Below are 26,281 nucleotides of genomic sequence, written 5' to 3'. Positions count from 1 at the left end.
GGACTTCTTTTTTATTATATCATGAACTCGTCTATTCTTTTAACAAAACGATTCACGATAGAAACAGCATAGATCTGCTCCCTCTTTCTTCTATACCATTCCTTTATATTAACTTCATCCTTCGGTTCTTCAAATAAAAACAATGCATTCATTTTCGAATCTTCACAAAACCAATCCCTCATTGTTATTTCCTCATGTGCAACAAGAGAATACACATCTCTTAGTGCAGGTGTATAGGATTTTCTAGTTCCCCTTAAGTAATATTCATAATCTTCTCTAGAGCCAGTATGTTTAGTTTGTAGTGCAAAATTATAAAATAAACGTTTATAAGTCGGATGAAACAATAACCACGCTAATTTTTTCCCAAGCTCTATACGCTTTTGCAACGTTTCAAATTGATAAACTGAAAACCCATACATCCCCCCTTCAATGGTTGGAAAAATAACTGCACTAATATGCAACATGTCTTGAACTTTAAAAAGCGCCGTATGAAATACATGTTTTTTAAAGTAGCTATTCTCAATAACTGGTTTTTGAATTTTATTTTGCTCATTTATAATAAGCGCTGTCATAAGCCTATTCATATCTTTTTTCTCCCAGAAAAATGTCCATTCTTTTTCCATGAAAAGTGATACGTTGAAAAATTGCAACAAATGAAAGAGAGGTATACGTCTCCTCTTGCTTTCTTCATATAGTAGTAACTGAGGAAATGCATCTAAGAAAATAATCCAATTAGCCTGTTCATATATGAGAAACAAATGTTTTTTTACTAATCGAGGCAAAACAGTAGCATAATATCTTCCTTCTAAATCAGTCATATTCCAGCCTGCATTTCTCGAAACCATACTCGCTAAAAAAGACCACCTGATTTCACTATTTCTTACATAAAATTTTTGATACGATTGTGTCCGAGAAATGTTGTCCATATTAGCTATTTCTGTTTTCTTTTTAATAGTGTGAATGATTGCTTTTTCTTCTTTTGTACAAACCATATTTTTACGATATTGTTTTATTTTTTCGTAATCATTCCATGTAAACATAAATAAGTCATCATGCCTTTCTTCAAAAAGGTCACATCTTTTTTCATTTTTTGATATAATCACCTTTGTAAGTAATTCTTAACAAGTTGGGAGTGGACACACTATGACCATTCGTTACCCAAATGGAAAAAGGTACAATCAAGCTTCACTACCTCCTAAAACACCAATAAAAAAACATACTTATAGTAATAGAGGTATGTCCCTTGAAGAGGAATTGAATGAAACAAATCAATATTACTTAACCCATAATATTGCATGTGTACATAAAAAACCTACACCTCTTCAAATTGTAAAAGTAGATTACCCCGCTCGAAGTGCTGCAGTGGTAAAAGAAGCGTATTTTAAACAACCTTCTACAACGGATTACAACGGTGTATACAAAGGGAAATACATCGATTTTGAAGCGAAGGAAACAAAAAACAAAACTAGTTTCCCACTTCAAAACTTCCACCTTCATCAAATTGAACATATGAAGCAAGTAATTGCTCATAATGGAGTTGCATTTGTTATTATTAAATTTACACTTTTTGATGAATTTTATTTACTCGATGCGAAACATATTATTGCATTTTGGAACCGTCAAAATAATGGTGGGCGTAAGTCAATTACTAAAGAAGAAATAGAAGCGCATGGATCATTGTTATCATGCGGTTATCACCCTCGGATTGATTATATCCGTGTACTAGACACGGTTTATTTTTCGTGATAGAGTCATCACTAAGGCTCTTTTTTCGACTTTTGAGGGAGAGAATGAAAGGTAGGAGAAAGTATAATGTCAGATAATTATCGTTCTCGTACAGAACGAAATCACGCGAAAAATCAAACGGAAGAAACAAATAAAGAAAAAAAACCAAAGAAAAAAGGCTCCTTTTTTAAGAAGTTCCTTATAGGTTGTCTACTTCTTGGTATCGTTGGTCTCGTAGCTGGCGTTTCCGCTTTCTTTGTTATGGTAAAGGACGCTCCAAAATTAGACAAATCAAAACTTGTCAATCCTTTATCAACAAAGTTTCTTGATAAGGATGGGAAGTTTTTCTATGAATACGGTGCGGAAAAACGAACCCATGTTACTTATGATCAAATTCCAAAAGTAGTTGAAAATGCATTCCTTGCAACTGAGGATTCACGTTTCTATGACCATAATGGAATTGATTTTAAACGAACTACAAAAGCAGTTATGGAAAATGTCACTGGTGGTTTCGGTTCCCAAGGTGGTAGTACGATTACACAACAAGTAGTTAAAAACTATTTTCTAACGATGGAAAAAACCGCAAAACGAAAAGTGCAAGAATGGTACTTATCTTACAAATTAGAGCAACAATACTCTAAACATGAGATTTTAGAAATGTACTTAAATAAGATTAATCTAGGTAATCGCTCTTACGGTATTGCAACAGCGGCTCAAAAATATTATCAAAAAGATTTAAAGGACTTACAATTACATGAAGCTGCGATGCTCGCTGGCTTACCTCAAGGTCCTAACATTTATGATCCAACAAAACCAGAAAATGTTGAACGAGCAACAAATCGTCGTAATATTGTATTAACATTAATGAATCGACACGGCTATATAACAAAAGAAGAAATGAATAACGCAATAAAGATCCCTGTAACTGAGGGTCTAAAAAAATCAGAACTAACTGAAATGAAGTTTCAAGCATTTTTAGATGCTGTCGTAAAAGAAGTTGAAAAAGAATACCCTGATGTAAATATCGGTTCAGATGGTTTAACGATTCATACAACCCTTGATCAAGGTGCTCAAGAGTACGCTGAACAAATTATGGATGGCAATCTCATTAAGTATCCAAACGATCAGTTCCAAGGATCATTTGTATTTATGGATACACAGTCTGGAGAAGTTCGAGCAATTGGTGCTGGGCGTAAAGAAAGTAAGTCTACTTTCAAAGGTCATAATATGGCTGTTGATTTAAAACGCCAAGTTGGTTCAACAATGAAACCAATTTTCGATTATGGTCCTGCAATTGAAAACCTTCAATGGTCTACTTATCATCAATTAAATGACTCTGAATATACTTACTCTGATGGCACAAAGATTAAAAATGCTACCGGTAATTTTAAAGGTGACGTTTCACTTCGTGAAGCATTGAAGAAGTCATTAAACATCCCGGCTTTAAAAACAGCTCAAGCAGTCGGTATTCCTAAGGCAAAAGAGTTTGCTGAAGGTTTAGGCATGACGTTTAAAGATGGGATAGCACATGAATCTACTGCAATCGGTAGTAATGAAAGCTCTCCGTTAGATGTCGCTGGGGCTTATGCAGCATTTGGAAATGACGGTGTATACAATAAACCTCATTTCGTTAAAGAAGTTATTTTCCCAGACGGAAAAAAGAAAAGCTTTAAACCGAAAGAACAACGTGCAATGCACGACCATACAGCTTACATGGTTACTGACGTTCTTCGTGACGTAGTAAAACCTGGTTCCGGCGGTACAGGGCCAACAGCATATGTTTCTGGCTTTGACGTTGCTGGTAAAACAGGAACACAAAACTTTGATGCAAGAGATGTAAAAAAATATGGCATCCCAGCTGATGCTAACAGAGATAGCTGGTTCGCTGGATATACACCACAATATACGATGGCTGTGTGGACTGGTTACGAAAAGAATGGTCCAGAAAATTACATTAGCGATCGTTATACTAAAATTGCGCAACAAATGTTCCAAGTAATGATGAGCAAATTCGCTACAGATAAATCTCGTTTCGAACGCCCTTCTTCTGTACAAGAAATAAACGGCGAGTTATACGTAAAAGGTGCGAAAAAAGATGCAATTAAAGAAATTAAAGTAGATCCACCTAGTGGCCTTAATGTCGCTTTCGATGGCGCTAGTACAGTTACACTAAACTGGTCTGGCCCAACAGCAGTTGATGCTTATGCGGCAACTTATAAAGCTACAGACGGTTCTAGCGGTAGCTTATCAGTTAGCGGTACAACAGCTACTCTTGGTGGTATTAAGCCTGGTGTTACTTACAGCTTCTCTGTAGTAGCGAAAAAAGGTACTGGAACAAGTCCTGCAGTTGGTGCATCCTTCACTGCCCCTGGTGGAACTCCAGACGCTAAGAAAGCTGAGGAAGAGGCAGCCAAAAAGAAAGCCGAAGAAGAAGCTAAGAAAAAAGCTGATGAGGAAGCTCAGAAAAAAGCTAATGAAGATAAACTAAAACAAGAAGAAGCTCAGAAAAAGGCTACTGAAGAACAGCGTAAACAACAAGAGCAACAAGAACAACAACGTAAACAACAAGAAGAGGCTCAAAAGAAAGCTGAAGAAGAAGCTAAGAAAAAAACTGAAGAAGAAGCTAAGAAAAAAGCCGAAGAAGAAGCTAAGAAAAAAGCTGAAGAAGAGGCTCAAAAGAAAGCTGAAGAAGAGGCTAAGAAACAACAAAATACAGGTGAAGATACACCTCACGCAGACGGAAATGTTGTTACAACAGAGTCTTAATACAAAAAAAGAAGTCCTTTCTCTTAACGAGGAAAGGACTTCTTTTTTGTTATCATTTTCTTTACATATAACTTTTCTATTTCAATATACAACTGTGCTAACTGAATATAAGAATGATAATTATTTGGTTTCTTTATAATGAACGAATATCGCTCCATAAAATTAACTGGTTGTACTTCCAATTCACTCGTGTAATCTTCCATTTCATTCAAACTATGAACAGGTTGCTCATTTAGCCAATATACAATTGATAACAAATGTGCTGCAAAAAGAATCATCGGGCCTTCAGCTTCTTGTTTCTTTCTGTTTCGAAATAATGTGGCAATGTCTTCATGCTTATTTTTCCATACATTCAACATTACCGGAATACTGTTTTCAATTTCATTCCACGGCTCATATTGTCTTTCTATATCAAATATAAAGTAAGTATTTTGTATGATTTCTTCAAAAGATTGGTCTGTATGATACTTAATCGAATTTGCGTTTTTTTGAAAAAATGGTAAGTACCGAAATTCTTTCGGTACTCCTATAACTCGCTCCATCCTTTATTTCCCCTTCATTCGCTTCTTTCCTTCGCGACACACTTCTAGCAATCGACACTCTTCACATTGTGGTCGCTGCGCTTTACAGTGATAACGTCCAAAGAAAATCAAACGGTGATGTGTAACGCCCCATTCATCCATCGGAATTTTCTTCATTAATGTTTTTTCGACTTCTAATACAGAGTCTTTCCATCTACAAATCGCTAATCGTTTGCTCACCCGCTCTACATGCGTATCGACAGCAATTGCCGGTATCCCAAATGCTACCGATACTACAACATTTGCTGTCTTCCGTCCTACACCAGGTAACTTCGTAAGCTCATCTCGATCTTTCGGCACTTCTCCATTGTAATCATCTAATAACATTCGGCACAATTTTTGAATATTTTTTGCTTTATTTCTATACAATCCAATAGAACGTATATCTTGTTGTAACTCTTCTAGAGAAACACTTAAATAATCTTCTGGTGTTTTATATTTTTGAAATAAATTTTTCGTCACTTTATTTACAAGTGCATCTGTACATTGTGCAGATAATGCCACTGCAATTACAAGTTCGAATGGATTATCATGAATCAATTCACAATGTGCTTCTGGATACATATCCGCCATTGTGTCTAAACAATAACGAATTTGCGTTTTATTTAACATAGACTTCCTCCTACATTACTGCTCCAACCAATTATAAAAAGGCACTTTCCCAGTAAATTTCGTCTCTTGTGTTGTTACTTGTTGCGCTCGTTGCTGATTTGCTCTAAATTTACGTCCTTGATTTTGAGCTTGATCTACTGTTTTAATTCCATTCTTTTTCCACTCAAATAAAATACGATCAATATATCGGAAGTTCAGCTTACCGCTCATCACAGCTTCTCGTAGAGCCGCTTGAATTAAATTCGGATGATGTTGATCTTGATCCTCCCACATTCCCAATGTTTCACATTCAAATGGAGAAAGTGGTCTTCCGAATTCTTTTTCAAATACTGTATATAAATTTACTTGCAGTTGTTTTTTTTCTTTTTGTTCTTCCTCTATTGATTCATTCATTAAGAAATGCAATATTTTTTCCCATAGCGGTTGTAAAGAATAACTTTCACACATCATCGCTTCTGATCTTTGTCCACCTTCTAGTGATAAAAAACCTTTTTGAATCAATGTTTGAATTACTTCCATACATTTCATTTCCGCTATTGTCATTCGTTCGGAAATCTCCGACGGAGTCGGAAACGAATTTCCCGATTCTAAAAATGTATGCACATGAAGTAAAACCATAAATTCCGTTTCATTTAACCCTAATTTTTTATAATGCATCATAAGTAATTTTGGAATCGCAATGCTTCCCTGTTCAAACCACTGTAACATCATTTTCTTTTTCATCACCAAACACCTCGTTCTCTAGTATAACACACCTTTCGCTATTTCTTTTTGCCACAATTCGTCAAAAAAACCTCCCTATTATATAGAGAGGTTTTTTATTGTATTAACGAAATATACAATTAAGCTTTCACTTTACTTTTCATAAACGTATGAATACGTTCTAATGCTTTCTCTACTTGTTCAAGAGATGTCGCATATGATAAACGAACGTTATTTGGAGCCCCAAATCCTGTACCCGGCACAAGAGCAACTTTTTCCTCTTCTAATAAAGCTTTCGCCCACTCATCAACTGTATCATATCCTGATAAAGCTACAGCCTCTTTTACATTAGGAAATAAGTAAAACGCGCCTTGCGGTTTAATACAAGTAAAGCCAGGGATTTGAATTAATTTATCATAAATAATGTTTAATCTCTCTTCAAATGCTTGGCGCATTGTTTCTACAGGTTGTTGTGAGCCTGCATATGCCGCGATTGCGCCGTATTGAGCGATTGAAGTAGGGTTTGACGTACTATGACTCGCTAAGTTCGTCATCGCTTTAATCAGCTGCTTATTTCCAGCTGCATATCCAATACGCCATCCTGTCATAGAATGAGATTTAGATACACCATTAATAATTAGGGTTTGTTCTTTTAATGCATTAGAAAGCTGGGCAATTGAAGTATATTCCGCACCACCATAAATTAACTTCTCATAAATTTCATCTGAAACGATTAAAATATTATGTTCTAAACATACTTCTCCAAGCTGTTGTAATTCTTCTTTGCTATAAATCATTCCTGTTGGATTGCTCGGTGAATTAATAATAACTGCTTTCGTTTTCTCTGTAATTGCCTCACGCAACTGCTTTGCTGTAATTTTGTACTCATTGTCTTCTAAACCTTCTACATAAACCGGATTACCGCCAGCAAGCTTTACTTGTTCTGGATAGCTTACCCAGTAAGGAGTTGGGATGATAACTTCATCTCCTTCATCAAGCAACACTTGGAATAATGTATATAATGCATGTTTTGCACCATTACATACAATAATTTCAGATGGATCATACTGAATTCCTTGATCGCGCGTAAATTTCTTCACAATTTCTTGTTTTAACGATTGTAATCCACCTGTTGGCGTATATTTCGTATGTCCTTCTAACATCGCTTTATGCGCAGCTTCCATAATATGCTCTGGTGTATTAAAGTCAGGTTCTCCTGCCCCTAATGCAATTACATCATGACCTTCTGCCTTTAACGCTTGTGCCTTTGCTGTAATTTCTAAAGTTGAAGACGGTGTTAAAGCAGCTACTCGCTTTGCTAATTTCATTTGTAGTTCCCCCTACATCTATTTTTGAGCGCTATATCGTCTTAAAAACGACCCATCTTTAAATTCAAGATAGTAGTAATTATAACGATTGTCATAATCAATATATGTAACTTCCCATAATGGTACTTCTACTGGTACACCATCTCTAATACCTTTTTCAAAGCCTAATTTCACTTTCAGAATTTCTTTCGGCTTTCTTTTTGATTCTTTATCGCCGACTTGTTCTATTGTTCTTTGTATAGCCTCTTTTTCGGAAATACCTTCACTCTTTTTCCTTACTACGGTATCCCCTTTTTTCTCAGGCACCCAAACGATAAGATGTTCTCCCTTTTCATCTGTACCCTGTACGACTGTATATGCAGCTTTTCCGTTGTAATAATCAACAGATGTCACTTTTGTAAGCTTTGCTTTTTCTTTAGCAATTTCTACAGATTTCGACTCTTTGGGAATTTTCTTATCCATCGCTTTATTATAAACATACGCCCCATATATTCCGCTAGCAACGATAACGATAATGATTGCAAAGATCCACTTTTTCATTGTATCACTACGTTCTGTAAATCGTAAATACAGCTGTTTCTTTGTCTTTTTCGTCTAATGCTAATCCGAACATGAGGTCCTGCTCTTTTAACGTACGATTCAAACTATCAACAATTTTATACAAATCTGACGAATATTTAATACGCGTCGTTGATAGTACTTCGATTTTCTTCTCCATGAAAAAACTCCTCCGTTACACAAAAATTTCTAATTATAGAAGAACGCAATGCGGTTACAATAAGAGTACATTCTTTACAACCCCTGCTTCATCACCCATCTATTATAGCAGGACATGTACAGCAAAAAAAGGTTTCAAGTCGAAAACCAATACATTTTGTATACAAGAAGTAAGAAAAATAAAATTCCTCCTACCCACATTTTTACGCCTGAAGTTCATAAGTACTTCAGGCGTATTTTTCTTCCAATTTTTATTCATTTGACGGTTCTTCTAATTGCACCAACAACTCTTCTAACGGTCCTTCATAAAGAGGTACATTAGGAATTGATTGTAAAAATCTTTTTCCATAGGAAGAACTCGTCAATCGACGGTCTAACACTACTACCGTCCCCGTATCAGTATTCGTTCGAATTAAACGCCCAAATCCTTGTTTGAAACGTAATATTGCTTGCGGGAGCGTTAATTTTGCGAATACGTCCTCACCTTGATTTTTTAGCCATTCACCTTTCGCTTCCATCATCGGCTGATGAGGAGGTGTAAAAGGAAGACGGACAATGACAAGGCAACTCAAGGCATCTCCTGGAATATCGATTCCTTCCCAAAAACTGCTCGTGCCTAACAATATTGACTTGTCGAACTCTTGAAACTTTCGAATTAAGCGACTTCGACTCCTATTGTTTACACTTTGTGTTAATAATAGATAGCCTTCTAATTCATCATTGCTTTTCAAATTCGCATACGCTTCTTTCAGCATTTCATACGAAGTGAATAAAACGAGCATTCTCCCTTTTGTAACTTTTGCTATCTTGGCAATATGTTCCGATACAGATTCAATATATTCCTCATTACTTACTCGCTTAATAAACGGTACATCCGTTGAAACCATTAATTTCATTTGTTTCTCATAATGGAATGGCGATTGAACCTGTAAAGTATTTGGAGCAAAATCATGTAAGCCAAGCTCTTCTTTTATATAGTCAAATGTATCGTTAACTGTTAATGTTGCAGATGTAAAGATAACACTCTTTTTTTCTGTTAAAAATTCATCAGCAAACCTTTCTCCAATATGAACTGGTTGCGCGTATAAAATGGTTGAATGAATCGTTCCTTTCGTCTCCGTCTCCATCCAAGTTACATATGCATTTTTTTCCAATATGAGCAACTGTAATGATTCTGCCATCTTTCTCAGTAACCCACTTAAATGCATAAATTCACCCGTAACAACATGCATTTCCCACTCTAACTTACTTTGCAATATATCTACTTGTTTCTCAAATATGGTCACTATTCTTCTTAATTCATATACAAAACGATTTGTTAACTCAACAATACTATCCCACAACTTACCTTGCTCTACTTCCGTGTTATATCGATAAATGAGCGGCATATTGTTTGTTCCTTGTTCTTGCTTTGTTTGTTTAAATATAAAAGTACGTAACATTTGGAATAGTTCATCCGCATCAAATTTAAGTTCCTTCAAACTATGGCTTATCATACGGAAAGTAGAACGAGATGCTTGCTCTGATTTTTTCATCATTTTATATACTTTAGAAAGCACATCATCCGTTTCTAGTGTACCAAGTCGAGATAAAATCAATTGAAAATACATACAAGAGAACTGCTCACCTAGTGTTCTACTCGCAGCTTCTTCAATATGATGAGCTTCATCAAAAATTATATGTTCACATGAAGAAAACAGTGGTTCTTCACTTGAAAAATCTTGAAATAATAATGCATGATTTGTAATAACGATATCTGCAAATAAAGCTTTATTTTTCGCTCGCTGATAAAAGCATCGACTAAACCAATTACTTTGCATACCGCCCGGACTATACGCATCACTACAAATACGATTCCAAAGTAACTTTCCGCCCTCTGGAATATTTAATTCATCTCGGTCACCTGTTTCAGTTTTTAATAACCAAACTAAAATTTTCGCCTTCGTAAGTGCCATATCGTAATTTTTTTCTTCCTCTTGCAAAGCATATTCAAATTTATGTAAGCAAAGATAATGCTTTCTCCCTTTTAGAAGAGCTGTCTCAAATGAAAATGGCATTATTTTTTGCAATAACGGAATTTCTTTTTCAAGTATTTGTTGTTGAAGTTGTACCGTTTGTGTACTGATAACGACAGGTTCTTCTTTTTTATTCGCAAAATAAAGACTAGGAAGTAAATAAGCAAGAGTCTTTCCCGTCCCTGTACCTGCTTCAATAAGAGAAAAACGAGAATCTCTTAACGCCGTATATATCTCTTTCATCATCATTTGCTGACTTTCTCTTCTTTCAAACTTCGGCATATGTAATTCCAGTTTATCCATCGTTTTATTCAAGAAAGCATCAAATTTTAATGAATATGTTTCTCCAAGACTTAAGGAATAGTTCCGTTTTCTCAGTGCAATATTGCGATACACTTCATATTCCGCTTTTATTTCTTTACCATGCATTACTTTCTTTAAAATATTTTCAGAAAGCACATCAGCTATATCACTTTGGAAAACATCACTCAATTCATAAAGTGATTGTAATGTAACAAGTGGTAATTTTTCAATTTCATTTAAAAATTGTAAAAACAGCTCTGCTGTCGCAAGAGCATCACTATCCGCACGATGTGGTTGATCGTGTTCGAGTTCATGTTTCTTAGCTAAATCACGTAATTTATAACTATCGGCTGTTGGCAAAAGAATTTGTGCCAATTCAACCGTATCGATTTTAGGACAATGTATTTCTGTATATCCAGCCTGCCTTAATTCTTCGTTTAAAAAATTCCAATCAAAGTGAACATTATGCGCAACGAAAGCGGCACCTTGTAATAGCTCAACAATCATCGGGGCTACATCTTGAAATAACGGGGCTTGTTTTACAAGACTTTCATCAATCCCTGTTAATTCTGTAATAAATACGGGAATCTCTCTCTTTGGGTTAACAAAAGATGAAAAAATCTCCAATATCTCTCCATCTTCTACTACAACAGCTGCAATTTGGGTAATTTTATCTTTCCCGTCTTTCCAGGAGTTTCCTGTCGTCTCTAAATCAACAACGACATAACGTTTACTCATATATGTAACACCTCAATTTCTTACCTTTCAAACAACAATAATTCATATAATGTTACTATACCACGTTTTATCTCATCTTAATGAAAAGATGCACAAAAAAGCTATCTCCTGATATAGAGATAGCTTTCCTCTTTTATAATGTTGTACCAGCCTTTTCAGCACCTAACATTTCAACAATTTGATTTTGATCGTCTAACACTGCAATTTTTGGTTCTTGTTTATGAACCTCTTCTTCCGTAACTAAGCCATAACAAATTATAATTACTTTATCTCCCGGTTGTACAAGCCTTGCTGCAGCACCGTTTAAACAAATAACACCGCTACCGCGTTCGCCTTTAATAACATATGTCTCTAAGCGCGCACCGTTATTATTATTTACAATTTGAACTTTTTCGTTCTCTACAAGATTTACTGTATCCATTAAATCTTCATCTATTGTAATACTACCTACATAGTTTAAATTTGCCTCCGTTACAGTTGCACGATGTAACTTTGCTCTCATCATTGTGCGAAACATAGATGCTCCCCCTTATTTAACCGTTAATGTTATATTGTCAATTAATCTTACATTTTCAAACTTAACTGCAATAGCTAAAATGATTCTTCCTTCCATTTCCCCTACTATTGCCAATGACGGATATGCATATAAATCCGCATAATCTACAGTACCTTTCGTATACGTCTCAATATGTTCTTTCACAAGATTTGTAATGATTTCTGAATTACGTTCGCCTGCCTCAATTCTTTCTTTCGCTATACATAGACTGCGGTATAAATGAGAAGCCTCTTCACGTTCTTCTTGTGATAAATACACATTACGAGAACTTTTTGCCAATCCATCTTCTTCTCTTACAATATCAACTGGTACGATCGTTACTGGAATATTGAAATCAGTTACAAATCCTTCAATTACAGCAACTTGTTGTGCGTCTTTCATACCGAAATAAGCACGATTTGGCATTACAATATTAAATAATTTCATTAGTACAGTCGCAACTCCAGAAAAGTGACCAGGTCTTTGTTTTCCACATAATACGTCAGTACGCTTTACAACTTCTACTGTTGTTGTTTGTTCTGCCGGATACATTTCTTCTACACTCGGATAAAATAAATAATCCACACCGTTTTCTTTTGCTACACTTTCATCTCTCTCAATATCACGAGGGTATCGCTCTAAATCTTCGTTCGGCCCAAACTGTAGTGGGTTTACAAACACACTTAAAACTACAATTTCATTTTCTTCTCTTGCCTTGCGTAATAAAGTAGCATGCCCTTCATGTAAATAACCCATCGTTGGAACAAAACCAATATTCTTTCCACTTGTACGAAGTTCGCTCGTAATTTGCTGCATCTCTTGCACTGTAGTTATGATTTTCATTACTGTTTTCCCCCGTATAACGCTAAGCATTCTTCTTCTTTCATTGTGAACGAATGTTTCTCTTCAGGAAATTGCCCTGTCTTCACTTCAGCAACATATTGAGAAATCCCACGTACAATTTCCTCTTGAACAGACGTATACTGTTTTACGAATTTCGGAACACGATTTACCCCATATGAGATGAGATCATGATATACAAGAACTTGCCCATCTACTTTTTGTCCCGCTCCAATCCCGATTATTGGAATTGTTAATTGCTTCGAAATTAATTCTGCTAACTGCATTGGCACACATTCTAACACAAGTGCTATCGCACCAGCTTCCTCACATTTCTTTGCATCGTCTATTAATTTCTTTGCACTTTCAGCATCTTTTCCTTGCACTTTATATCCACCCAATACTCCCACAGATTGAGGAGTTAAACCTAAATGCGCTACGACAGGAATTCCTGCATTCGTTAAATAATGAATCGTTGATATAACTTCTCCAGCACCTTCTACTTTCAGTGCATGTGCTCCGCTCTCTTGAACGATGCGGCGTGCATTCACCATCGTTTCTTGTAACGATATGTGATAAGACATAAACGGCATATCAGTTACAATAAATGTTTCTTTCGCTCCGCGGCGTACAGCTTTCGTATGATGAATCATATCCTCTACTGTTACAGGTACTGTTGAATCATATCCGAGTACAACCATCCCAAGAGAATCTCCAACTAAAATCATATCGACTTCAGCTTCTTCTGCTAATTTAGCAGAAGGATAATCATACGCCGTTAGCATCGTAATCGGCTCACCTTGCTCTTTCATCTTCAAAAAATCTGTTTTTGTTTTCAAAAACTACTCCTCCTTTATGCAGGAGAGAGGCGATGGCCGAAATCATATAAAAAACCCCTCTGGCCATAAAAGGGCAGAAGGGTTGTGTGTTAGTCGGCATTATTCATCCCTCTGTCCCAGTCCGTTATTGGATCAAGGCAGAATCCAAGTTATTATTTTTTGTACTGCTTCGAATCATGGTGCAGTTCGCTCTGATACTGCCCACATTCGAACTAATTATAGCAAAGTACAAAAAGAAATTACTACATTTTTTTGAAAAAATAATTTTTTATTTCCATTACGGTATGTGAAATTTAACTAGATAGTGTATATGCTATATAGTTTTTACAGAGAATTCAGTCCTAAAAAATAAGTGGGTGTGTTTCCCATACATACCTTACAACTCCAAGTTAATTTCTTTTGTAATCCATTTAAATGCAAAAAATTGATTTAAAGATACTGATATTTTATTTGACTGTATAGTATAAGCCTAAAACTATTGATGCAGGTTAATTGAAGAAAAGCACTTAGAAAAGGAGAATTGCGAATGTCTATGAACAAGTGGTTATTTCCATTACTCGGTTTGTTTGTAATGATTGTGAGTGTGATAACTTTAGACTCCATCAACGTAGTTGCCTCAGCTAACGTCGTAACACAACCTATTGAGTCAACGAAAGTGATTGAAGTCGAACTTAACGATGATTACTTTAATCCGAATGTCATCACTATTCCGATTGAAGAAACAACAACATTGTTATTAAAAAATAAAGGTAAGAACGAGCACACCTTTACAGTGAAAAAACTCGGAATTGACGTCGTAGTTGAGTCAGGAAAAGAAAAAAACATTACCGTAAAACCTAAAAATACTGGTACATATGAATTAATATGTAGATACCATCTCCTTAAAGGAATGGAAGGAAAAGTAATAATCAAATAATAAGCAGCGCTAATCGAACGTTACTCTACATACAACTTAAGTTGTAAAAAGTGTATTGTCACATTACAAAGCCTACTCAAAAATATTGAAATAAAAAAGAAGTTCCAAAAAAGGAACTTCTTTTACTTCATTTCGATATCCGCAGAATGAATATGATGTATTTTCCCTTCATGGTCCTCCAGAAGCAATACACCCTCTTCTGTAATCCCTTTTGCTAGCCCCGTAATCGTCTGTCTCATCGTTCGGGCAGTAATTTCTTTCCCGATGCTCACAGCGTAACTTTCCCAAAGAATTTTAATTACAGAGAAACCATTTTGTAAATACTCTTCATATAATTTTTCTAGTTGTAAAAAGATTTGTTGCATAAGTTCCGCACGAACAATTGGCTTACCTGATTCAATCGCTAAAGAAGTGGCAATTTGCTGAATTTCCTCATCAAAATGTTCTTGTTTTTGATTCGCATTAATACCAATTCCCATAATGACAGCATTGATTTTATCAGGATCCGCTTGCATTTCTGTTAATATACCTACAGCCTTTTTACCTTGAATTAAAATATCATTCGGCCATTTAATTCCTACATTTACACCTGTGCATTTTTCAATTGCTTGTGCAACGCTAACAGCCGCTAGCAGAGTGAGCTGCGGGGCATGATGAACCGGGATCGATGGACGCAAAATAATACTCATCCAAATTCCTGTTCCTTTTGGCGAATGCCACTTTCTACTTAAACGGCCTCTACCTGCAGTTTGCTCTTCCGCAACGACAATTGTTCCCTCTTCTACTCCTTCATAAGCAAGTTTTGCTGCAATATGCTGAGTAGATTCAACTGATTCTTCAAAATAAACCGTTCTACCGATACGCTCTGTTTGTAATCCTAACTGAATTTCGTTAGCAGTTACTTTGTCTGGCTTCCCCGCAATGCGGTAACCTAATCGACGCACAGCTTCAAGTTCATATCCCTCATTCCGAAGGTCCTCCATATGTTTCCACACAGCGGTTCTTGAACAGCCAAGTTTATCACTAATCGTTTGGCCAGATACAAATTCTCCATCCGCTTCAGAAAAAACTTGCAACAACTGCTTTCTTATAGTAGATTGCATCTTTGCAGCCACTCCCTTATACTCTCTTTCTCATTAACTACATTTCCTTGTACGATCGCTTCTTCGATTTTTTGAAGCATTTCAGCAACCCACGGACCAGGCTTTTTATTCGCCCAGTTTAATAGATCATTCCCACTCACATTCATGTCTTGACGACCCTTGATTGGCAATGCATGAAACATTGATTGTACTCGTTTAACAGATGTAGGGTTATAGTTTTCAATCATCGCTTCATATACTCTCTCTGCCATTTCAGCGATATGAATTCCCGTTTTATAAAGAAGGACTGTATCCCAATCCTTCTCCTTTCTCGTACGAATTGTTAATAAAACTGCGACAATATCTTTTATTTTTTTATTCGAAAACTTCCATTGACGTAAAAATACAGATGGATGCTCTTCTCCGATACAATATAAGAAAAATGCCCATGCCTCAATGTCTGTTTCAAAAGAATCCCATTTATACTGCGTAGCTTTTAACAGTCTCTCTTCTGACATTTGTAAATAGGGCAAATGAGAAAATAGCTTTGTCTCTACTAATTCTTTGAGGCCCTTCACACAATAGGTACCAGTTAACAGTTTCTCAAACTCTACTGTGATGCGCTCAATTGCTATATGTTCTAGCAAGTGCCCATACGTTTCAATCGCTTGCTTCGTTTTCGTTTCTAAAGAAAACCCTAACGTACTTACAAACCGAATGCCACGCATCATTCTTAGTGCGTCTTCTTGAAAACGATTCGCTGCATTTCCAACTGTCACAATTTCTCTCTTTTGAATCGCTTCCTGCCCAGCAAATAAATCCACCATTTCGCCTTCTTCTGTCATGGCAATCGCATTCATTGTGAAATCACGACGTTTTAAATCCTCTTCTAATGAACGAACAAATTGAACACTACTAGGTCTTCGAAAATCTTCATATTCGCTTTCTGTTCGAAAAGTGGTTACCTCATAAGGTTCACCATTTTCTACAACAATTACAGTTCCATGCTCAAGACCAACAGGAACATGTCTTGGGAATATATCCATTACTTCTTCTGGTAAAGCAGATGTCGCAATATCAATATCTCCAATCGGCCTATCGATAATAAGATCTCGTACGCTCCCACCAACAAAATAAGCCTCATGTCCTTGTTGTTTTAATATCTCAATAATAGAACTAGCTTTTTTAAATCTTTCCATTTTTGTCATCCCTTAGTATGTCATAGTAAATTGCTTCATATTGTGAGACGATTTTTTCTGAGCGGAACTGCTCATAAACACTTTCTCTTGCTCGCTCTCCCATATTACGGTGAAACTCTTCATTCTTTAATAGCTGAATGGCTTGATTGGCCACACCTGTTGTATCGCCAACTTCACATAAATATCCTGTTTCACCATGTTGAATGACTTCTGGAATACCTCCAACCCTTGTTCCGATACAAGGTACACCACACGCCATCGCTTCTAATAAAACAAGACCAAAACTTTCCTTCTCTGATAGAAGCAACATTAAATCACTCATCGCAAGCAGTTCTGCAACATTATCTTGCTTCCCTAGGAATAAAACGCGATCTTCAATATGTAAATTCTTCACTATCTGTAAAATTGTACAAAATTCTGGTCCGTCTCCAACAAGAAGCAATTTCGCATCAACTTCTTTAGCAACTTTAGCAAATGCCTGAACAACATCCTGCACACGTTTCACTTTACGGAAATTTGAAATGTGAATAAGTACCTTTTCACTCTCACTTATACCGTATTCTTTCTTTAATTGAGACATATTACGCTTGAAATATACACGTTCGTCTATAAAGTTATATACCGTTTGAATGTCTTTATTTGGTTTTACAAGCTCATGCGTTTCGTCAATTAATGAATGCGAGACAGCAGTAACAACATCAGACTGCTCAATACCAAAACGAATTAAATTATTTAACGAAGGGTCGGAACCTAACACAGTAATATCTGTTCCATGCAAGGTTGTAACAATTTTAATACGCTCACCAATCATTTGTTTCGCTAAATAAGCACAAATTGCATGCGGTATTGCGTAATGCACATGTAAAATATCAAGACTTTCTCTTTGTGCAACCTCTGCCATTTTACTCGCTAACGCTAAATCATATGGTGGATATTGAAATACAGAGTATTGATTCACCGTCACTTCATGAAAATAAATGTTTGGATACACTTTATTTAATCGAAATGGTAAACCCGATGTAATAAAATGAATTTCATGCCCGCGTTCCGCCAATTGCTTTCCTAATTCTGTTCCAACAACTCCAGAACCACCTACAGAAGGATAACATGTAATACCTATTTTTAATTTCATTTACATCCCCCTATTAAATCAGCATGTAATAAAACCGGTTTCTTACTCATAAATCCTTCGGCATACAAGACTCCAACTTCTTTCCCAAACACCTTCTCACGAGCGACCACAGTTTCAACGTAACCTTCTGTTAACGGCGTCTTAACACCATCACTCCCTGTTGAAAACTGACTTTCATACGCTTCTAATGCTTCCACTTTTTGCGATAGGTACTCACTAATATCTATACAAAAATTCGGTTTATGAAAACCATTAATCATATAATTATAAAAAGACTCCACACGATGCGGTGGAAGTTCTGGCATATATTTACGGATTCCTGCTGAAAAAATAGCCTCTTCCACAAGCTTTGCACAATTTGCATGATCTGGATGACGATCTTCATCGTATGGTGCAAAAACGAGTTTTGGTTTATATGTACGGATCACCTTTACAATTTCACGTATAAACTCTTCTTTCATATACAAACCACGATCTGGCATCCCTAAATTCAGTCTCGTTTTTACTCCCATTATACGAGCTGCGATCCTTGCTTCTTCTTTTCTCAACTCTATCGTTCCATTTGAAGAAAGGTCAGCTTCTGTTAAATCACAAATACCTACTTCAAACCCTTGCTTCGTATATTTTGCAATGGTACCCGCCATGCCGATTTCAACATCATCAGCATGAGCACCAAACGCTAATATATGTAATCCACTCATAATTGTTCCCCTCATTTTCTTAACTTGCGATAATCTAAATCCCCTCGTTCTAATGCGTGCATTAACATTTCAGCACTTGCCATGTTCGTTGCAAGTGGAATCGCATATACATCACATAAACGAAGTAATGCATTTACATCTGGCTCATGCGGCTGAGCAGTTAGTGGATCTCGGAAAAAAATCACCATATCCATATCGTTTTTTGCAATCATGGCACCGATTTCTTGATCGCCACCAAGAGGACCCGACTGATATCTTGTTACAACTAAGCCAGTTGCCTCCATAATGCGAAGTCCTGTCGTTCCTGTTGCAAACAATTCATGTTTTTCAAAAATTGGTTTATATGCGTACGCAAACGAAACCATGTCATTTTTCTTTTTGTCATGTGCGATTAAGGCAATTTTCATCCGTTGTCTCCCCTTTAGTCGATAATGTTTTCTAAACCGTACACAAGATGATCAATGTTCATTACTGTTTCAATTGATAGTTTTACACCTGACATAAATGATGCACGATTGAATGAATCATGGCGAACCGTTAACATTTGTCCATCCCCGCCGAACATTACTTCTTGGTGTGCAATAAGTCCTGGTAAACGTACACTATGAATGTGAATACCGTCTACATTAGCACCACGAGCACCTTCTAGTTGCTCTACTTCGTTTGGATGACCTTGCTGCTTTGATTCACGATTTTGACGAATTAATTCTACTGTTTTGACAGCTGTACCAGATGGTGCATCTAATTTTTGATCATGGTGTAATTCAATTACTTCAACGTCTTGGAAGTACTTCGCTGCCATTTGTGAAAATTTCATCATAAGAACTGCACCAATTGCAAAGTTTGGAGCGATAATTGTTCCTACTTTATTATCTTTTGCATTTTCTGTTAATTGCTTTAGTTCTTCTTCCGTAAATCCAGTTGTACCAATAACAGATCGAAGTCCACGTTCAACTGCAAGTGTCACATGTTTCTTTCCAACTTCTGGTGTTGTTAAATCTAATAATACATCTGCTTCCACTTCATCTAAACAAGTATGTAAATCTGCGTAAATCGGTGTATCTAACATCGGCATACCAGGTAAGTCTGAAATCTTTTCTCCACCGTGCTTATAGTCTACTGCTGCTACTAAATTGAAATGTTCTGTTCTTTCCATAAGAAGGACTGCTTCATGTCCCATACGTCCTCTTGGTCCAGCGATAATTACTTTAATTTCTTTCATTATTCTTTCTCTCCCTCATCAATGCGTGTCCAGCGATCTTTATCACGTGTATTAAATTTTTCCATTACAATGTTATGCGCTGTTTCTAAATCAATATTTAAACTATTTGCCATACAAATCATAACAAACAATACATCTCCAAGCTCTTCTTCAATACTACGTTCTGTTTCAGTTGTTTTCTTCGGTTTCTCACCGTAGTAATGGTTTACTTCCCTCGCAAGCTCTCCTATTTCTTCCGTTAAACGAGCCATCATTGCAAGCGGACTGAAATAACCTTCTTTAAACTGACCAATATATGCATCTACTTCTTTCTGCATATCTTTCATCGTTTTTGCTTCCATACTAATCACCTCTAATCCTTCCTCTTTCATGTTAGCCAATTCATCGCGATTTGACAAATATTATTCCCCGCCAAACACCTATTTGCGACCCTTTTTTGGATAGACTATAATGAAGTGAAACTTTCTTTTGCGGTTTTGGCAAAAGATCAGCTAAAATCAATTGTTTTTTTATAGCCTTCACTATTTTTATTAACAACTAGAAATTACTTATCATTATGTTTTACCGTTTCAGCGGAGCAATGCAATCTACATAATTAGGGGGATTTCTATATGACATCAAGTTTGAAGATTCGAAATATCATTTTCATTTTAATCGGTTCCGCTATTTTTTCTTTCGGTATTGTGAATATCAATATTGAAAATCACCTTGCAGAAGGCGGATTTACCGGTATTACACTATTATTGTATTTTCTATTTAAGTTTGACCCTTCTTATTCAAACTTAATTTTAAATATCCCTATATTTTTTATTGGTTGGAAGTTACTTGGAAGAACGACATTTATCTATACACTAATCGGCACATTCAGCGTATCTTTATTTCTATGGATTTTTCAGCGTTACGACGTTCTTAACTTACATTTAAACTTACAAAATGATATGACACTCGCGGCTTTATTCGCCGGGGCATTTATCGGTATCGGTCTTGGCATAATATTTAAATATGGGGGGACTACTGGCGGTGTAGATATTATCGCAAGACTCGCTCATAAATATGTTGGCTGGAGTATGGGGAAAACAATGTTTATGTTTGATGCTATCGTCATTATCGTCTCTATTCTTACCTATTTATCATACCGCGAAGGCATGTATACGTTAGTTGCTGTTTTTATCGGAGCGAAAGTCATTGACTTTATGCAAGAAGGAGCCTATGCGGCAAAAGGAGCAACTATTATCTCAGATAAAAACGATGAAATTGCTGCCCAAATTTTATCTGACATGGAGCGCGGAGCAACCTTTTTAAAAGCTGTTGGATCGTATACGAAAGTGGAACGGAACGTATTGTATTGCGTTGTCGCTAAAAATGAAATCGTGAAATTAAAAAATATTATTACTTCTGTAGATCCTCATGCCTTTGTTGCTGTAAGTGACGTACATGATGTAGTTGGTGAAGGTTTTACATTAGATGAAAATAAAAATCCGTTACATAATTAAATTCAACTAGAAAAGCTCTTTAGCTTTTCTAGTTTTTTATTACATATTTTTTCAGCTTCTCCCAATCCTCATAAATAAGCTCCAACAAACTCCGATTATAAAAAATAGAAGCTGGATGAAAGGTCGGAAAAATAGAATATTCTTTTTCTGTCCATACAAATTCTGTACAGCAACTATCTTTCAATTGTTGCACGGGTTGTTTTAACAATTCTCCATGAACATCTGTAATTTTATGATTTTTACCGACTAAACGCTGTAATGCAATATTACCAAGCGTAACGATAACAGGAGGGTCTATATGTTCCAACTCATAATCTAATAAAGGTGCATGAGCAAGTATTTCTCCTTGATTTGGTGTTCTATTATACTTTTTCTGTATTTTTTCGCCATTTCGTTCTTTTTTCTCTCGCCATTTATATGGCCTACTCCGGACCGCACTCGTAATATATACTTCTTCCCTTGTAACATGAATACGTTCTAAAAACTCCATTAAATGTTTTCCAGCTCTACCGCTAAACGGAATCCCATTATGAATTTCTGTTTCACCAGGTGCTTCACCAACGAGCATAATTTTTGGGTTTCCAGGGCCTTGTCCACTTAGAAAACCTTCTAGCTGATACGAAGTACTACGCTCTTTCACTTGCTTTACTATATGGTCTGGATATTCCATTATCTCCCCCCTCATCGTATGCTACTTAATGATGATTTCCCTACAATATTTCTTTCATTTTATCCTGTCCATTTATTACAGATAATAAAAAAAGACTATCAAAATTGATAGTCTTTAGTCGTCGCTACGCTGCATACCAGTATATATTAATACAAGACGTAATAATTCAAATACAGCTACAGCTGCAGCTGCTACATATGTTAATGCTGCCGCATTTAATACTTTACGAGCTTGGCCGTACTCATCTGTCGATACGATACCAAGTGCTTCAATTTGTTGCATTGCGCGTTTTGATGCATCAAACTCAACTGGTAATGTAACAAGTTGAAAAACAACACCTGCTGCCATCAAAATAATTCCTAGCAACAATAAACCAGACATTTGTGCAAACACACCAATTAAGACGAAAACCCAAGACATATTCGAGCCAAAATTAGCAACTGGCACTAATGAATGACGAACACGCATGAAATTATAATCTTTTGCATCTTGAATCGCATGCCCTACTTCGTGTGCTGCTACTGCTGTACCAGCAACTGAATGGCCATAGTAGTTATCTGTTGATAATCGAACTGTTTTGGCAGTTGGATCATAATGGTCTGATAAATGACCTGGCGTTTCTTCTACAGCTACGTTGTATAATCCGTTTTCATCTAAAATTTTCCGAGCCACTTCTGCTCCTGTCATACCTGATGTTGAATAAACTTGTGAATACTTGCTATAGGCACTACGTACTTTTGACTGTGCATACAACGGTATGATCAAAATGATCGCGAAGTAAATTAAATAAAACATCATGAACCTCCATTGAAGTTTTAATTATAGTACTTCTCATTCTATTTTTTTCTGCCACCATTGTCAATGAATAAACCTTACAATCCGTATCTTTATTTATCCCGCTATTTGTAGACAGTTAGACTCCCACCTCAAAATTCTGCTGGAGCAAAGAACTTAAGCGGTATATCCACTGCCCGTAAACGCCCGATTGATGAGGGCTAATAATCAATGAGGTATGAACCTCCCCACTGATTAAAGTTTCACTTTATCGCATTATCTATTTTTAGAATGTACATTACTTTTTCTTTTCTCTCGCTCACCTTTATACTTTCTCCATCCAACATAAGTTAATGTGAATAAAATAAGTCCTCCAGTAATTGTCATAAACCAAATGAGAGAGGGGGCAATTTCATCTTTTTTTACTGTGTGAAATATCTTTTGCAAATCTCCTTTAATGATTCCTAATTGCATTTGCCCACCTTTCGTTTTTAACATAACGTTACGAAATTCATCCAAATAAGATAAATGAGCATTTACACGTTGCACCTCGTTTTCTGGCAAAGCAATCATTAGGCTTGGGTAAATAATATTAAATTCATTTAAGAATGTATTTAACGTTTGCTGAAACTGTCCAGTATCTTCTTTTTTCATCGCTTTTTCCATTTGAGAAAAAGCATCCATTACTTTCCCTTCTCTTTCCATCCAAAGCGGTTGATATTTCGATACTTGCGCATCAACAGCAAGTTGTAATGCTATCACATTATCAATTTTAACTTGCTTACCTAAATCTTCTTCCGAGAGAGATTGTTTCGCTTTGTCGTAAGCTAAAGAAATGACTCTAATTTGATCTGGTGTTACTTCTTGCTTCTTTTCATTCCCCTTCACTAAAAACTGCTCCGAGAAATATTGTAATACTTGTACTGCTTTTTCATCTTCATTACGCTTCACTAACTGTAACGAGTCGTCTAGCAATCCCGTTAGTTCACTCCACTCTTCAGCATATATACGTAACGGAAACATTATAATTAGAAATGCTATCAATCCAATTAATGTTCTCTTCATCCCGGTCCCCCCTATAACTACTAGTACAAAATATGTGGAATTGGACAAGAATAGAACAGAACTGCCCCGAAAAATATATTATCGTTTTACAAACAAAAAAATTCTCTTTAAGCAGAGAATTTTTCCTTTGAAATCCTTTTCTTTTTTACGAAATATCTATACAAGCTGTAACAAAGTATACTACCACCTAAAATGAATAATAAAATAGCACACGCCGCATGCATAAAAAATTCTTCTGGTAGCATTAAAATAATCGGATCCGATTCAATATCAAACATCCAATAATCGTTACTGAATAACAGCTTATGGAATAATACAAAACTCTTTTCAAAATTAATAGCGATTGGCAACACCAGTGCTATCGGAAATATAATTGTTACAATCGATCCATGCAGTAAAAATTTTTCGTTTTTTCTTTTTAATAAATAAACGCCGCCTATCACTACAATCATAATTGTCGCATACATCACATATTGAATCTTTACTATAATATTTTTAACATCTACAAAATGAATACGACCATTTGTAGACATATCTAATGTCGGTAAATGTAATGCTCCGTCATAAAACGGAGATAAATATGTAATTAGCACATCATAATTTCTCTTAATTTCATCTTTTGTCATATCCGCTAAATCTGGAATGTTTAAAAAATCAATTTCAAAATAATACAGCCATTTTCCATATATAACTGCCATTGTTGCAAGTGCAAAAATAGAAAATGCTATGCTATATGAAACAACTAACGTAATCAATCGATCCAATATTTTTCCACTCTTACTTCTCTTCATTTTCTCCCCCTAAATGTTCACACCATCATAAAGAAAACTGTTTTCGGCGCTCACGTAAGCAATAATAGTATGTGATGCACAGTACGACAATACTTAACCAAAATGTAAAATAACCAATTTTCTCTACAAACAAATGCATAATTCCGTATCTCGGCATTTGCCAAAATAAATAATCAATTGCGTCATTATGTAATGTCCATATACCTGCTACTACAAAATGCCATTTTTTTATACGGTAAAACGGAGCATATAACACTCCCTGCACTGCCATTGCAAAATGCGATAGCATTAACATATACCCCATCAGGCCAATAGGACCTTTCACATAAATCATAACCCCATTTACAACAACAGCCCATATACCATATTTTATTAAAGTTACAATTGCCAGCGCCTCTATTAATCCCCAGTTTCGCTTTACCAAGAAAGCAATTAAAACAAAGACAAAAAAGAGAGTCGCCATAGGACTATCTGGTACAAACGGCCAAAATATAGGTGACGTTTCTTTTAATTGATTTCCATACCATATAAATCCGTAAATTGTACCTAGTATGTTAACAATCAATAAAAATAATAATACTGAGCGTTGTCTTAACATTGCATACAAGTAAACCAAGCTGTATGTCCAACACCTTTCATTCTTTCCTCAAACTCTACTCTATTATATAGTAAACTTTCTGTCATCAAAATAAAAAGCTGACCACAAAATTTGTAGTCAGCTTTTCTATTATTTTTTATTATACTTTGCAACGAATTCCGAAAGCTTTTTCAGTTCTTCATCCGTACCTTTAAATACACCTTTAGGCATGGAACCTTTTCCATCTTTCGCAATTTTAGCGATTTCTTCAGGTTTTAAAGTTAAGTTCTGCAAAGCTGGTGCTGCCGCCCCGCCTTGTAAATTATCACCATGACACGTTAAACAAGTATTTTTTTGCATTAACTTGTAGCCGTCATCATTTTTATCAACTGGTGCTGTTTTTACAATTGCACCTTGTTTCTTTGCGGCTTCCCAGTCGTGGTGTGCTACAGATTCCCAAGTTAAAAAGATAATCGATGCAATTGCTAAAAGCATAAATCCAGTTGCTACAGGACGCTTCAACGGGCGTCTTTCTGGACCTCGATCGAGAAATGGAGCTAACAGTAATGCTCCAAACGCAATCCCTGGCATAATAAACGCTCCAATTACAGTAAATGAACCAGAAGCATAAGAATACTTTAGTAACTGATACAAAAATAAGAAATACCAATCTGGAAGTGGTATATATCCGGCATCTGTCGGATCCGCCATTCTCTCAAGCGGTGACGGATGTGCCACTGTTAAACATAAATAACCGATTAAAAAAACTGCACCAACCATCCATTCCTTTAACAAGAAGTTCGGCCAAAATGCTTCTGTTTTTCCTGGGTATTCAGAATAATCTTTTGGAATATTTGGTTTCCGAGCTACTGGTACTCGAGAATCTCCTACAAATTTCATTCCTTTGCCGCGATGCATAATCTCCCTCCTTTAGTTCTTTCCCCTTTAATTTAGCAAT

General features: G+C 36.0%; 28 protein-coding genes. 4 read left to right on the top strand and 24 right to left on the bottom strand.

Translation table 11 applies throughout. The features are described 5' to 3' along the window. Positions 1–14: 14 nt before the first annotated feature. Positions 15–1,040 carry a DUF2515 domain-containing protein gene (locus ACUN26_RS04505; RefSeq protein ID WP_000495634.1) on the bottom strand — a complete coding sequence of 342 codons (1,026 nt, stop codon included), beginning with the start codon at positions 1,038–1,040 and terminating at the stop codon, positions 15–17. 103 nt (positions 1,041–1,143) lie between these two features. Between ACUN26_RS04505 and recU the strand changes: the two genes are divergently transcribed. Both recU and ACUN26_RS04495 read left to right on the top strand, forming a co-directional pair. Beyond that, complete coding sequence (gene recU, locus ACUN26_RS04500; RefSeq protein ID WP_000155587.1) at positions 1,144–1,746, top strand: Holliday junction resolvase RecU; 603 nt, start codon at positions 1,144–1,146, stop codon at positions 1,744–1,746. A gap of 66 nt (positions 1,747–1,812) precedes the next feature. Then, on the top strand, positions 1,813–4,491 hold the full coding sequence (locus ACUN26_RS04495; RefSeq protein WP_001283074.1) for a PBP1A family penicillin-binding protein: 2,679 nt from the start codon (positions 1,813–1,815) through the stop codon (positions 4,489–4,491). A 23-nt stretch (positions 4,492–4,514) separates the two neighbouring features. On the opposite strand, the gene ACUN26_RS04490 is transcribed toward ACUN26_RS04495, so the two are convergent. The 10 genes from ACUN26_RS04490 to panB all read right to left on the bottom strand — a co-directional run bounded on the left by ACUN26_RS04490 (position 4,515) and on the right by panB (position 13,701). Beyond that, positions 4,515–5,033, bottom strand: coding sequence for a YpoC family protein (locus ACUN26_RS04490; RefSeq protein WP_000442696.1), 519 nt, complete (start codon positions 5,031–5,033; stop codon positions 4,515–4,517). Between the two features lie 3 nt (positions 5,034–5,036). After that, the gene (gene nth / locus ACUN26_RS04485) at positions 5,037–5,684 is read right to left on the bottom strand and encodes an endonuclease III (protein WP_000933024.1); all 648 of its coding nucleotides are present in this window, start codon (positions 5,682–5,684) and stop codon (positions 5,037–5,039) included. 15 nt (positions 5,685–5,699) lie between these two features. Continuing rightward, complete coding sequence (gene dnaD / locus ACUN26_RS04480; protein WP_000728536.1) at positions 5,700–6,407, bottom strand: DNA replication protein DnaD; 708 nt, start codon at positions 6,405–6,407, stop codon at positions 5,700–5,702. 119 nt (positions 6,408–6,526) lie between these two features. Further along, complete coding sequence (gene aspB, locus ACUN26_RS04475; protein ID WP_000761566.1) at positions 6,527–7,714, bottom strand: aspartate transaminase AspB; 1,188 nt, start codon at positions 7,712–7,714, stop codon at positions 6,527–6,529. A gap of 18 nt (positions 7,715–7,732) precedes the next feature. Continuing rightward, positions 7,733–8,254, bottom strand: a complete 522-nt coding sequence (locus ACUN26_RS04470; protein WP_000758736.1) for a cell wall elongation regulator TseB-like domain-containing protein — start codon at positions 8,252–8,254, stop codon at positions 7,733–7,735. 7 nt (positions 8,255–8,261) lie between these two features. Continuing rightward, positions 8,262–8,432, bottom strand: coding sequence for a YpmA family protein (locus tag ACUN26_RS04465; RefSeq protein WP_000412179.1), 171 nt, complete (start codon positions 8,430–8,432; stop codon positions 8,262–8,264). 250 nt (positions 8,433–8,682) lie between these two features. Continuing rightward, complete coding sequence (gene dinG, locus ACUN26_RS04460; RefSeq protein ID WP_000044973.1) at positions 8,683–11,487, bottom strand: ATP-dependent DNA helicase DinG; 2,805 nt, start codon at positions 11,485–11,487, stop codon at positions 8,683–8,685. A gap of 133 nt (positions 11,488–11,620) precedes the next feature. Beyond that, the gene (gene panD, locus ACUN26_RS04455) at positions 11,621–12,004 is read right to left on the bottom strand and encodes an aspartate 1-decarboxylase (protein WP_000490193.1); all 384 of its coding nucleotides are present in this window, start codon (positions 12,002–12,004) and stop codon (positions 11,621–11,623) included. A gap of 12 nt (positions 12,005–12,016) precedes the next feature. Beyond that, positions 12,017–12,865, bottom strand: a complete 849-nt coding sequence (gene panC, locus ACUN26_RS04450; protein WP_000692376.1) for a pantoate--beta-alanine ligase — start codon at positions 12,863–12,865, stop codon at positions 12,017–12,019. Continuing rightward, positions 12,865–13,701: a 3-methyl-2-oxobutanoate hydroxymethyltransferase gene (gene panB / locus ACUN26_RS04445; protein WP_000851101.1), complete on the bottom strand. Its 837-nt coding sequence runs from the start codon at positions 13,699–13,701 to the stop codon at positions 12,865–12,867. The genes panC and panB overlap by 1 nt, the downstream gene beginning before the upstream one ends. 526 nt (positions 13,702–14,227) lie before the next feature. Between panB and ACUN26_RS04440 the strand changes: the two genes are divergently transcribed. After that, positions 14,228–14,617, top strand: a complete 390-nt coding sequence (locus ACUN26_RS04440; RefSeq protein ID WP_000062349.1) for a cupredoxin domain-containing protein — start codon at positions 14,228–14,230, stop codon at positions 14,615–14,617. A gap of 122 nt (positions 14,618–14,739) precedes the next feature. On the opposite strand, the gene ACUN26_RS04435 is transcribed toward ACUN26_RS04440, so the two are convergent. Genes ACUN26_RS04435 through ACUN26_RS04405 form a run of 7 tightly spaced genes read right to left on the bottom strand, consistent with a single transcriptional unit; the run spans position 14,740 to position 20,294 of the window. Next, positions 14,740–15,720: a biotin--[acetyl-CoA-carboxylase] ligase gene (locus tag ACUN26_RS04435; RefSeq protein ID WP_001192037.1), complete on the bottom strand. Its 981-nt coding sequence runs from the start codon at positions 15,718–15,720 to the stop codon at positions 14,740–14,742. Beyond that, positions 15,705–16,898 (bottom strand): CCA tRNA nucleotidyltransferase, encoded by a 1,194-nt coding sequence (locus tag ACUN26_RS04430; protein ID WP_000439297.1) that lies wholly within the window; start codon positions 16,896–16,898, stop codon positions 15,705–15,707. The genes ACUN26_RS04435 and ACUN26_RS04430 overlap by 16 nt, the downstream gene beginning before the upstream one ends. Continuing rightward, positions 16,885–18,030, bottom strand: coding sequence for an N-acetyl-alpha-D-glucosaminyl L-malate synthase BshA (gene bshA / locus ACUN26_RS04425; protein WP_000768310.1), 1,146 nt, complete (start codon positions 18,028–18,030; stop codon positions 16,885–16,887). Before bshA ends, ACUN26_RS04430 begins: the two co-directional genes overlap by 14 nt. Continuing rightward, positions 18,027–18,731: a bacillithiol biosynthesis deacetylase BshB1 gene (gene bshB1 / locus ACUN26_RS04420; protein ID WP_000015659.1), complete on the bottom strand. Its 705-nt coding sequence runs from the start codon at positions 18,729–18,731 to the stop codon at positions 18,027–18,029. The genes bshA and bshB1 overlap by 4 nt, the downstream gene beginning before the upstream one ends. Before the next feature lie 11 nt (positions 18,732–18,742). Next, the gene (mgsA, locus tag ACUN26_RS04415; RefSeq protein ID WP_000684760.1) at positions 18,743–19,138 is read right to left on the bottom strand and encodes a methylglyoxal synthase; all 396 of its coding nucleotides are present in this window, start codon (positions 19,136–19,138) and stop codon (positions 18,743–18,745) included. Positions 19,139–19,152: 14 nt separating this feature from the next. Beyond that, on the bottom strand, positions 19,153–19,953 hold the full coding sequence (gene dapB, locus ACUN26_RS04410) for a dihydrodipicolinate reductase (RefSeq protein ID WP_000658815.1): 801 nt from the start codon (positions 19,951–19,953) through the stop codon (positions 19,153–19,155). Next, positions 19,953–20,294: a nucleotide pyrophosphohydrolase gene (locus ACUN26_RS04405; RefSeq protein ID WP_048559542.1), complete on the bottom strand. Its 342-nt coding sequence runs from the start codon at positions 20,292–20,294 to the stop codon at positions 19,953–19,955. Before ACUN26_RS04405 ends, dapB begins: the two co-directional genes overlap by 1 nt. Before the next feature lie 270 nt (positions 20,295–20,564). Between ACUN26_RS04405 and ACUN26_RS04400 the strand changes: the two genes are divergently transcribed. Further along, positions 20,565–21,446 carry a YitT family protein gene (locus ACUN26_RS04400; RefSeq protein WP_000204285.1) on the top strand — a complete coding sequence of 294 codons (882 nt, stop codon included), beginning with the start codon at positions 20,565–20,567 and terminating at the stop codon, positions 21,444–21,446. Positions 21,447–21,474: 28 nt separating this feature from the next. Here ACUN26_RS04400 and ACUN26_RS04395 read toward each other — a convergent pair whose 3' ends face one another. From ACUN26_RS04395 to qcrC, 6 genes are all read right to left on the bottom strand, one after another. Beyond that, the gene (locus tag ACUN26_RS04395; protein ID WP_000456301.1) at positions 21,475–22,116 is read right to left on the bottom strand and encodes a uracil-DNA glycosylase; all 642 of its coding nucleotides are present in this window, start codon (positions 22,114–22,116) and stop codon (positions 21,475–21,477) included. Positions 22,117–22,230: 114 nt separating this feature from the next. Further along, on the bottom strand, positions 22,231–22,911 hold the full coding sequence (locus tag ACUN26_RS04390; protein ID WP_000499539.1) for a zinc metallopeptidase: 681 nt from the start codon (positions 22,909–22,911) through the stop codon (positions 22,231–22,233). 255 nt (positions 22,912–23,166) lie between these two features. Further along, positions 23,167–23,955 (bottom strand): sporulation protein YpjB, encoded by a 789-nt coding sequence (gene ypjB, locus ACUN26_RS04385; protein WP_000831603.1) that lies wholly within the window; start codon positions 23,953–23,955, stop codon positions 23,167–23,169. Between the two features lie 107 nt (positions 23,956–24,062). Beyond that, on the bottom strand, positions 24,063–24,746 hold the full coding sequence (gene lit, locus ACUN26_RS04380) for a lipoprotein intramolecular transacylase Lit (RefSeq protein WP_000830607.1): 684 nt from the start codon (positions 24,744–24,746) through the stop codon (positions 24,063–24,065). 25 nt (positions 24,747–24,771) lie between these two features. Then, positions 24,772–25,344 carry a DUF1405 domain-containing protein gene (locus ACUN26_RS04375; RefSeq protein ID WP_000946016.1) on the bottom strand — a complete coding sequence of 191 codons (573 nt, stop codon included), beginning with the start codon at positions 25,342–25,344 and terminating at the stop codon, positions 24,772–24,774. Positions 25,345–25,473: 129 nt separating this feature from the next. After that, on the bottom strand, positions 25,474–26,241 hold the full coding sequence (gene qcrC / locus ACUN26_RS04370) for a menaquinol-cytochrome c reductase cytochrome b/c subunit (RefSeq protein WP_000554601.1): 768 nt from the start codon (positions 26,239–26,241) through the stop codon (positions 25,474–25,476). Between the last annotated feature and the right edge of the window lie 40 nt (positions 26,242–26,281).

It is taken from the genome of Bacillus sp. WC2503 (assembly GCF_052682895.1).
The sequence above is the reverse complement of the archived record's forward strand: the minus strand, read 5'-3'. Positions and strand labels throughout refer to the sequence as shown.

Excerpts from the sequence above, each read along its gene's own strand:
- ACUN26_RS04505 (WP_000495634.1), bottom strand. The coding sequence starts at position 1,040 with ATGTTTACATGGAATGATTACGAAAAAATAAAACAATATCGTAAAAAT.
- recU (WP_000155587.1), top strand. The coding sequence starts at position 1,144 with ATGACCATTCGTTACCCAAATGGAAAAAGGTACAATCAAGCTTCACTA.
- ACUN26_RS04495 (WP_001283074.1), top strand. The coding sequence starts at position 1,813 with ATGTCAGATAATTATCGTTCTCGTACAGAACGAAATCACGCGAAAAAT.
- ACUN26_RS04490 (WP_000442696.1), bottom strand. The coding sequence starts at position 5,033 with ATGGAGCGAGTTATAGGAGTACCGAAAGAATTTCGGTACTTACCATTT.
- nth (WP_000933024.1), bottom strand. The coding sequence starts at position 5,684 with ATGTTAAATAAAACGCAAATTCGTTATTGTTTAGACACAATGGCGGAT.
- dnaD (WP_000728536.1), bottom strand. The coding sequence starts at position 6,407 with ATGAAAAAGAAAATGATGTTACAGTGGTTTGAACAGGGAAGCATTGCG.
- aspB (WP_000761566.1), bottom strand. The coding sequence starts at position 7,714 with ATGAAATTAGCAAAGCGAGTAGCTGCTTTAACACCGTCTTCAACTTTA.
- ACUN26_RS04470 (WP_000758736.1), bottom strand. The coding sequence starts at position 8,254 with ATGAAAAAGTGGATCTTTGCAATCATTATCGTTATCGTTGCTAGCGGA.
- ACUN26_RS04465 (WP_000412179.1), bottom strand. The coding sequence starts at position 8,432 with ATGGAGAAGAAAATCGAAGTACTATCAACGACGCGTATTAAATATTCG.
- dinG (WP_000044973.1), bottom strand. The coding sequence starts at position 11,487 with ATGAGTAAACGTTATGTCGTTGTTGATTTAGAGACGACAGGAAACTCC.
- panD (WP_000490193.1), bottom strand. The coding sequence starts at position 12,004 with ATGTTTCGCACAATGATGAGAGCAAAGTTACATCGTGCAACTGTAACG.
- panC (WP_000692376.1), bottom strand. The coding sequence starts at position 12,865 with ATGAAAATCATAACTACAGTGCAAGAGATGCAGCAAATTACGAGCGAA.
- ACUN26_RS04440 (WP_000062349.1), top strand. The coding sequence starts at position 14,228 with ATGTCTATGAACAAGTGGTTATTTCCATTACTCGGTTTGTTTGTAATG.
- ACUN26_RS04435 (WP_001192037.1), bottom strand. The coding sequence starts at position 15,720 with ATGCAATCTACTATAAGAAAGCAGTTGTTGCAAGTTTTTTCTGAAGCG.
- ACUN26_RS04430 (WP_000439297.1), bottom strand. The coding sequence starts at position 16,898 with ATGGAAAGATTTAAAAAAGCTAGTTCTATTATTGAGATATTAAAACAA.
- bshA (WP_000768310.1), bottom strand. The coding sequence starts at position 18,030 with ATGAAATTAAAAATAGGTATTACATGTTATCCTTCTGTAGGTGGTTCT.
- bshB1 (WP_000015659.1), bottom strand. The coding sequence starts at position 18,731 with ATGAGTGGATTACATATATTAGCGTTTGGTGCTCATGCTGATGATGTT.
- mgsA (WP_000684760.1), bottom strand. The coding sequence starts at position 19,138 with ATGAAAATTGCCTTAATCGCACATGACAAAAAGAAAAATGACATGGTT.
- dapB (WP_000658815.1), bottom strand. The coding sequence starts at position 19,953 with ATGAAAGAAATTAAAGTAATTATCGCTGGACCAAGAGGACGTATGGGA.
- ACUN26_RS04405 (WP_048559542.1), bottom strand. The coding sequence starts at position 20,294 with ATGGAAGCAAAAACGATGAAAGATATGCAGAAAGAAGTAGATGCATAT.
- ACUN26_RS04400 (WP_000204285.1), top strand. The coding sequence starts at position 20,565 with ATGACATCAAGTTTGAAGATTCGAAATATCATTTTCATTTTAATCGGT.
- ACUN26_RS04395 (WP_000456301.1), bottom strand. The coding sequence starts at position 22,116 with ATGGAATATCCAGACCATATAGTAAAGCAAGTGAAAGAGCGTAGTACT.
- ACUN26_RS04390 (WP_000499539.1), bottom strand. The coding sequence starts at position 22,911 with ATGTTTTATTTAATTTACTTCGCGATCATTTTGATCATACCGTTGTAT.
- ypjB (WP_000831603.1), bottom strand. The coding sequence starts at position 23,955 with ATGAAGAGAACATTAATTGGATTGATAGCATTTCTAATTATAATGTTT.
- lit (WP_000830607.1), bottom strand. The coding sequence starts at position 24,746 with ATGAAGAGAAGTAAGAGTGGAAAAATATTGGATCGATTGATTACGTTA.
- ACUN26_RS04375 (WP_000946016.1), bottom strand. The coding sequence starts at position 25,344 with ATGTTAAGACAACGCTCAGTATTATTATTTTTATTGATTGTTAACATA.
- qcrC (WP_000554601.1), bottom strand. The coding sequence starts at position 26,241 with ATGCATCGCGGCAAAGGAATGAAATTTGTAGGAGATTCTCGAGTACCA.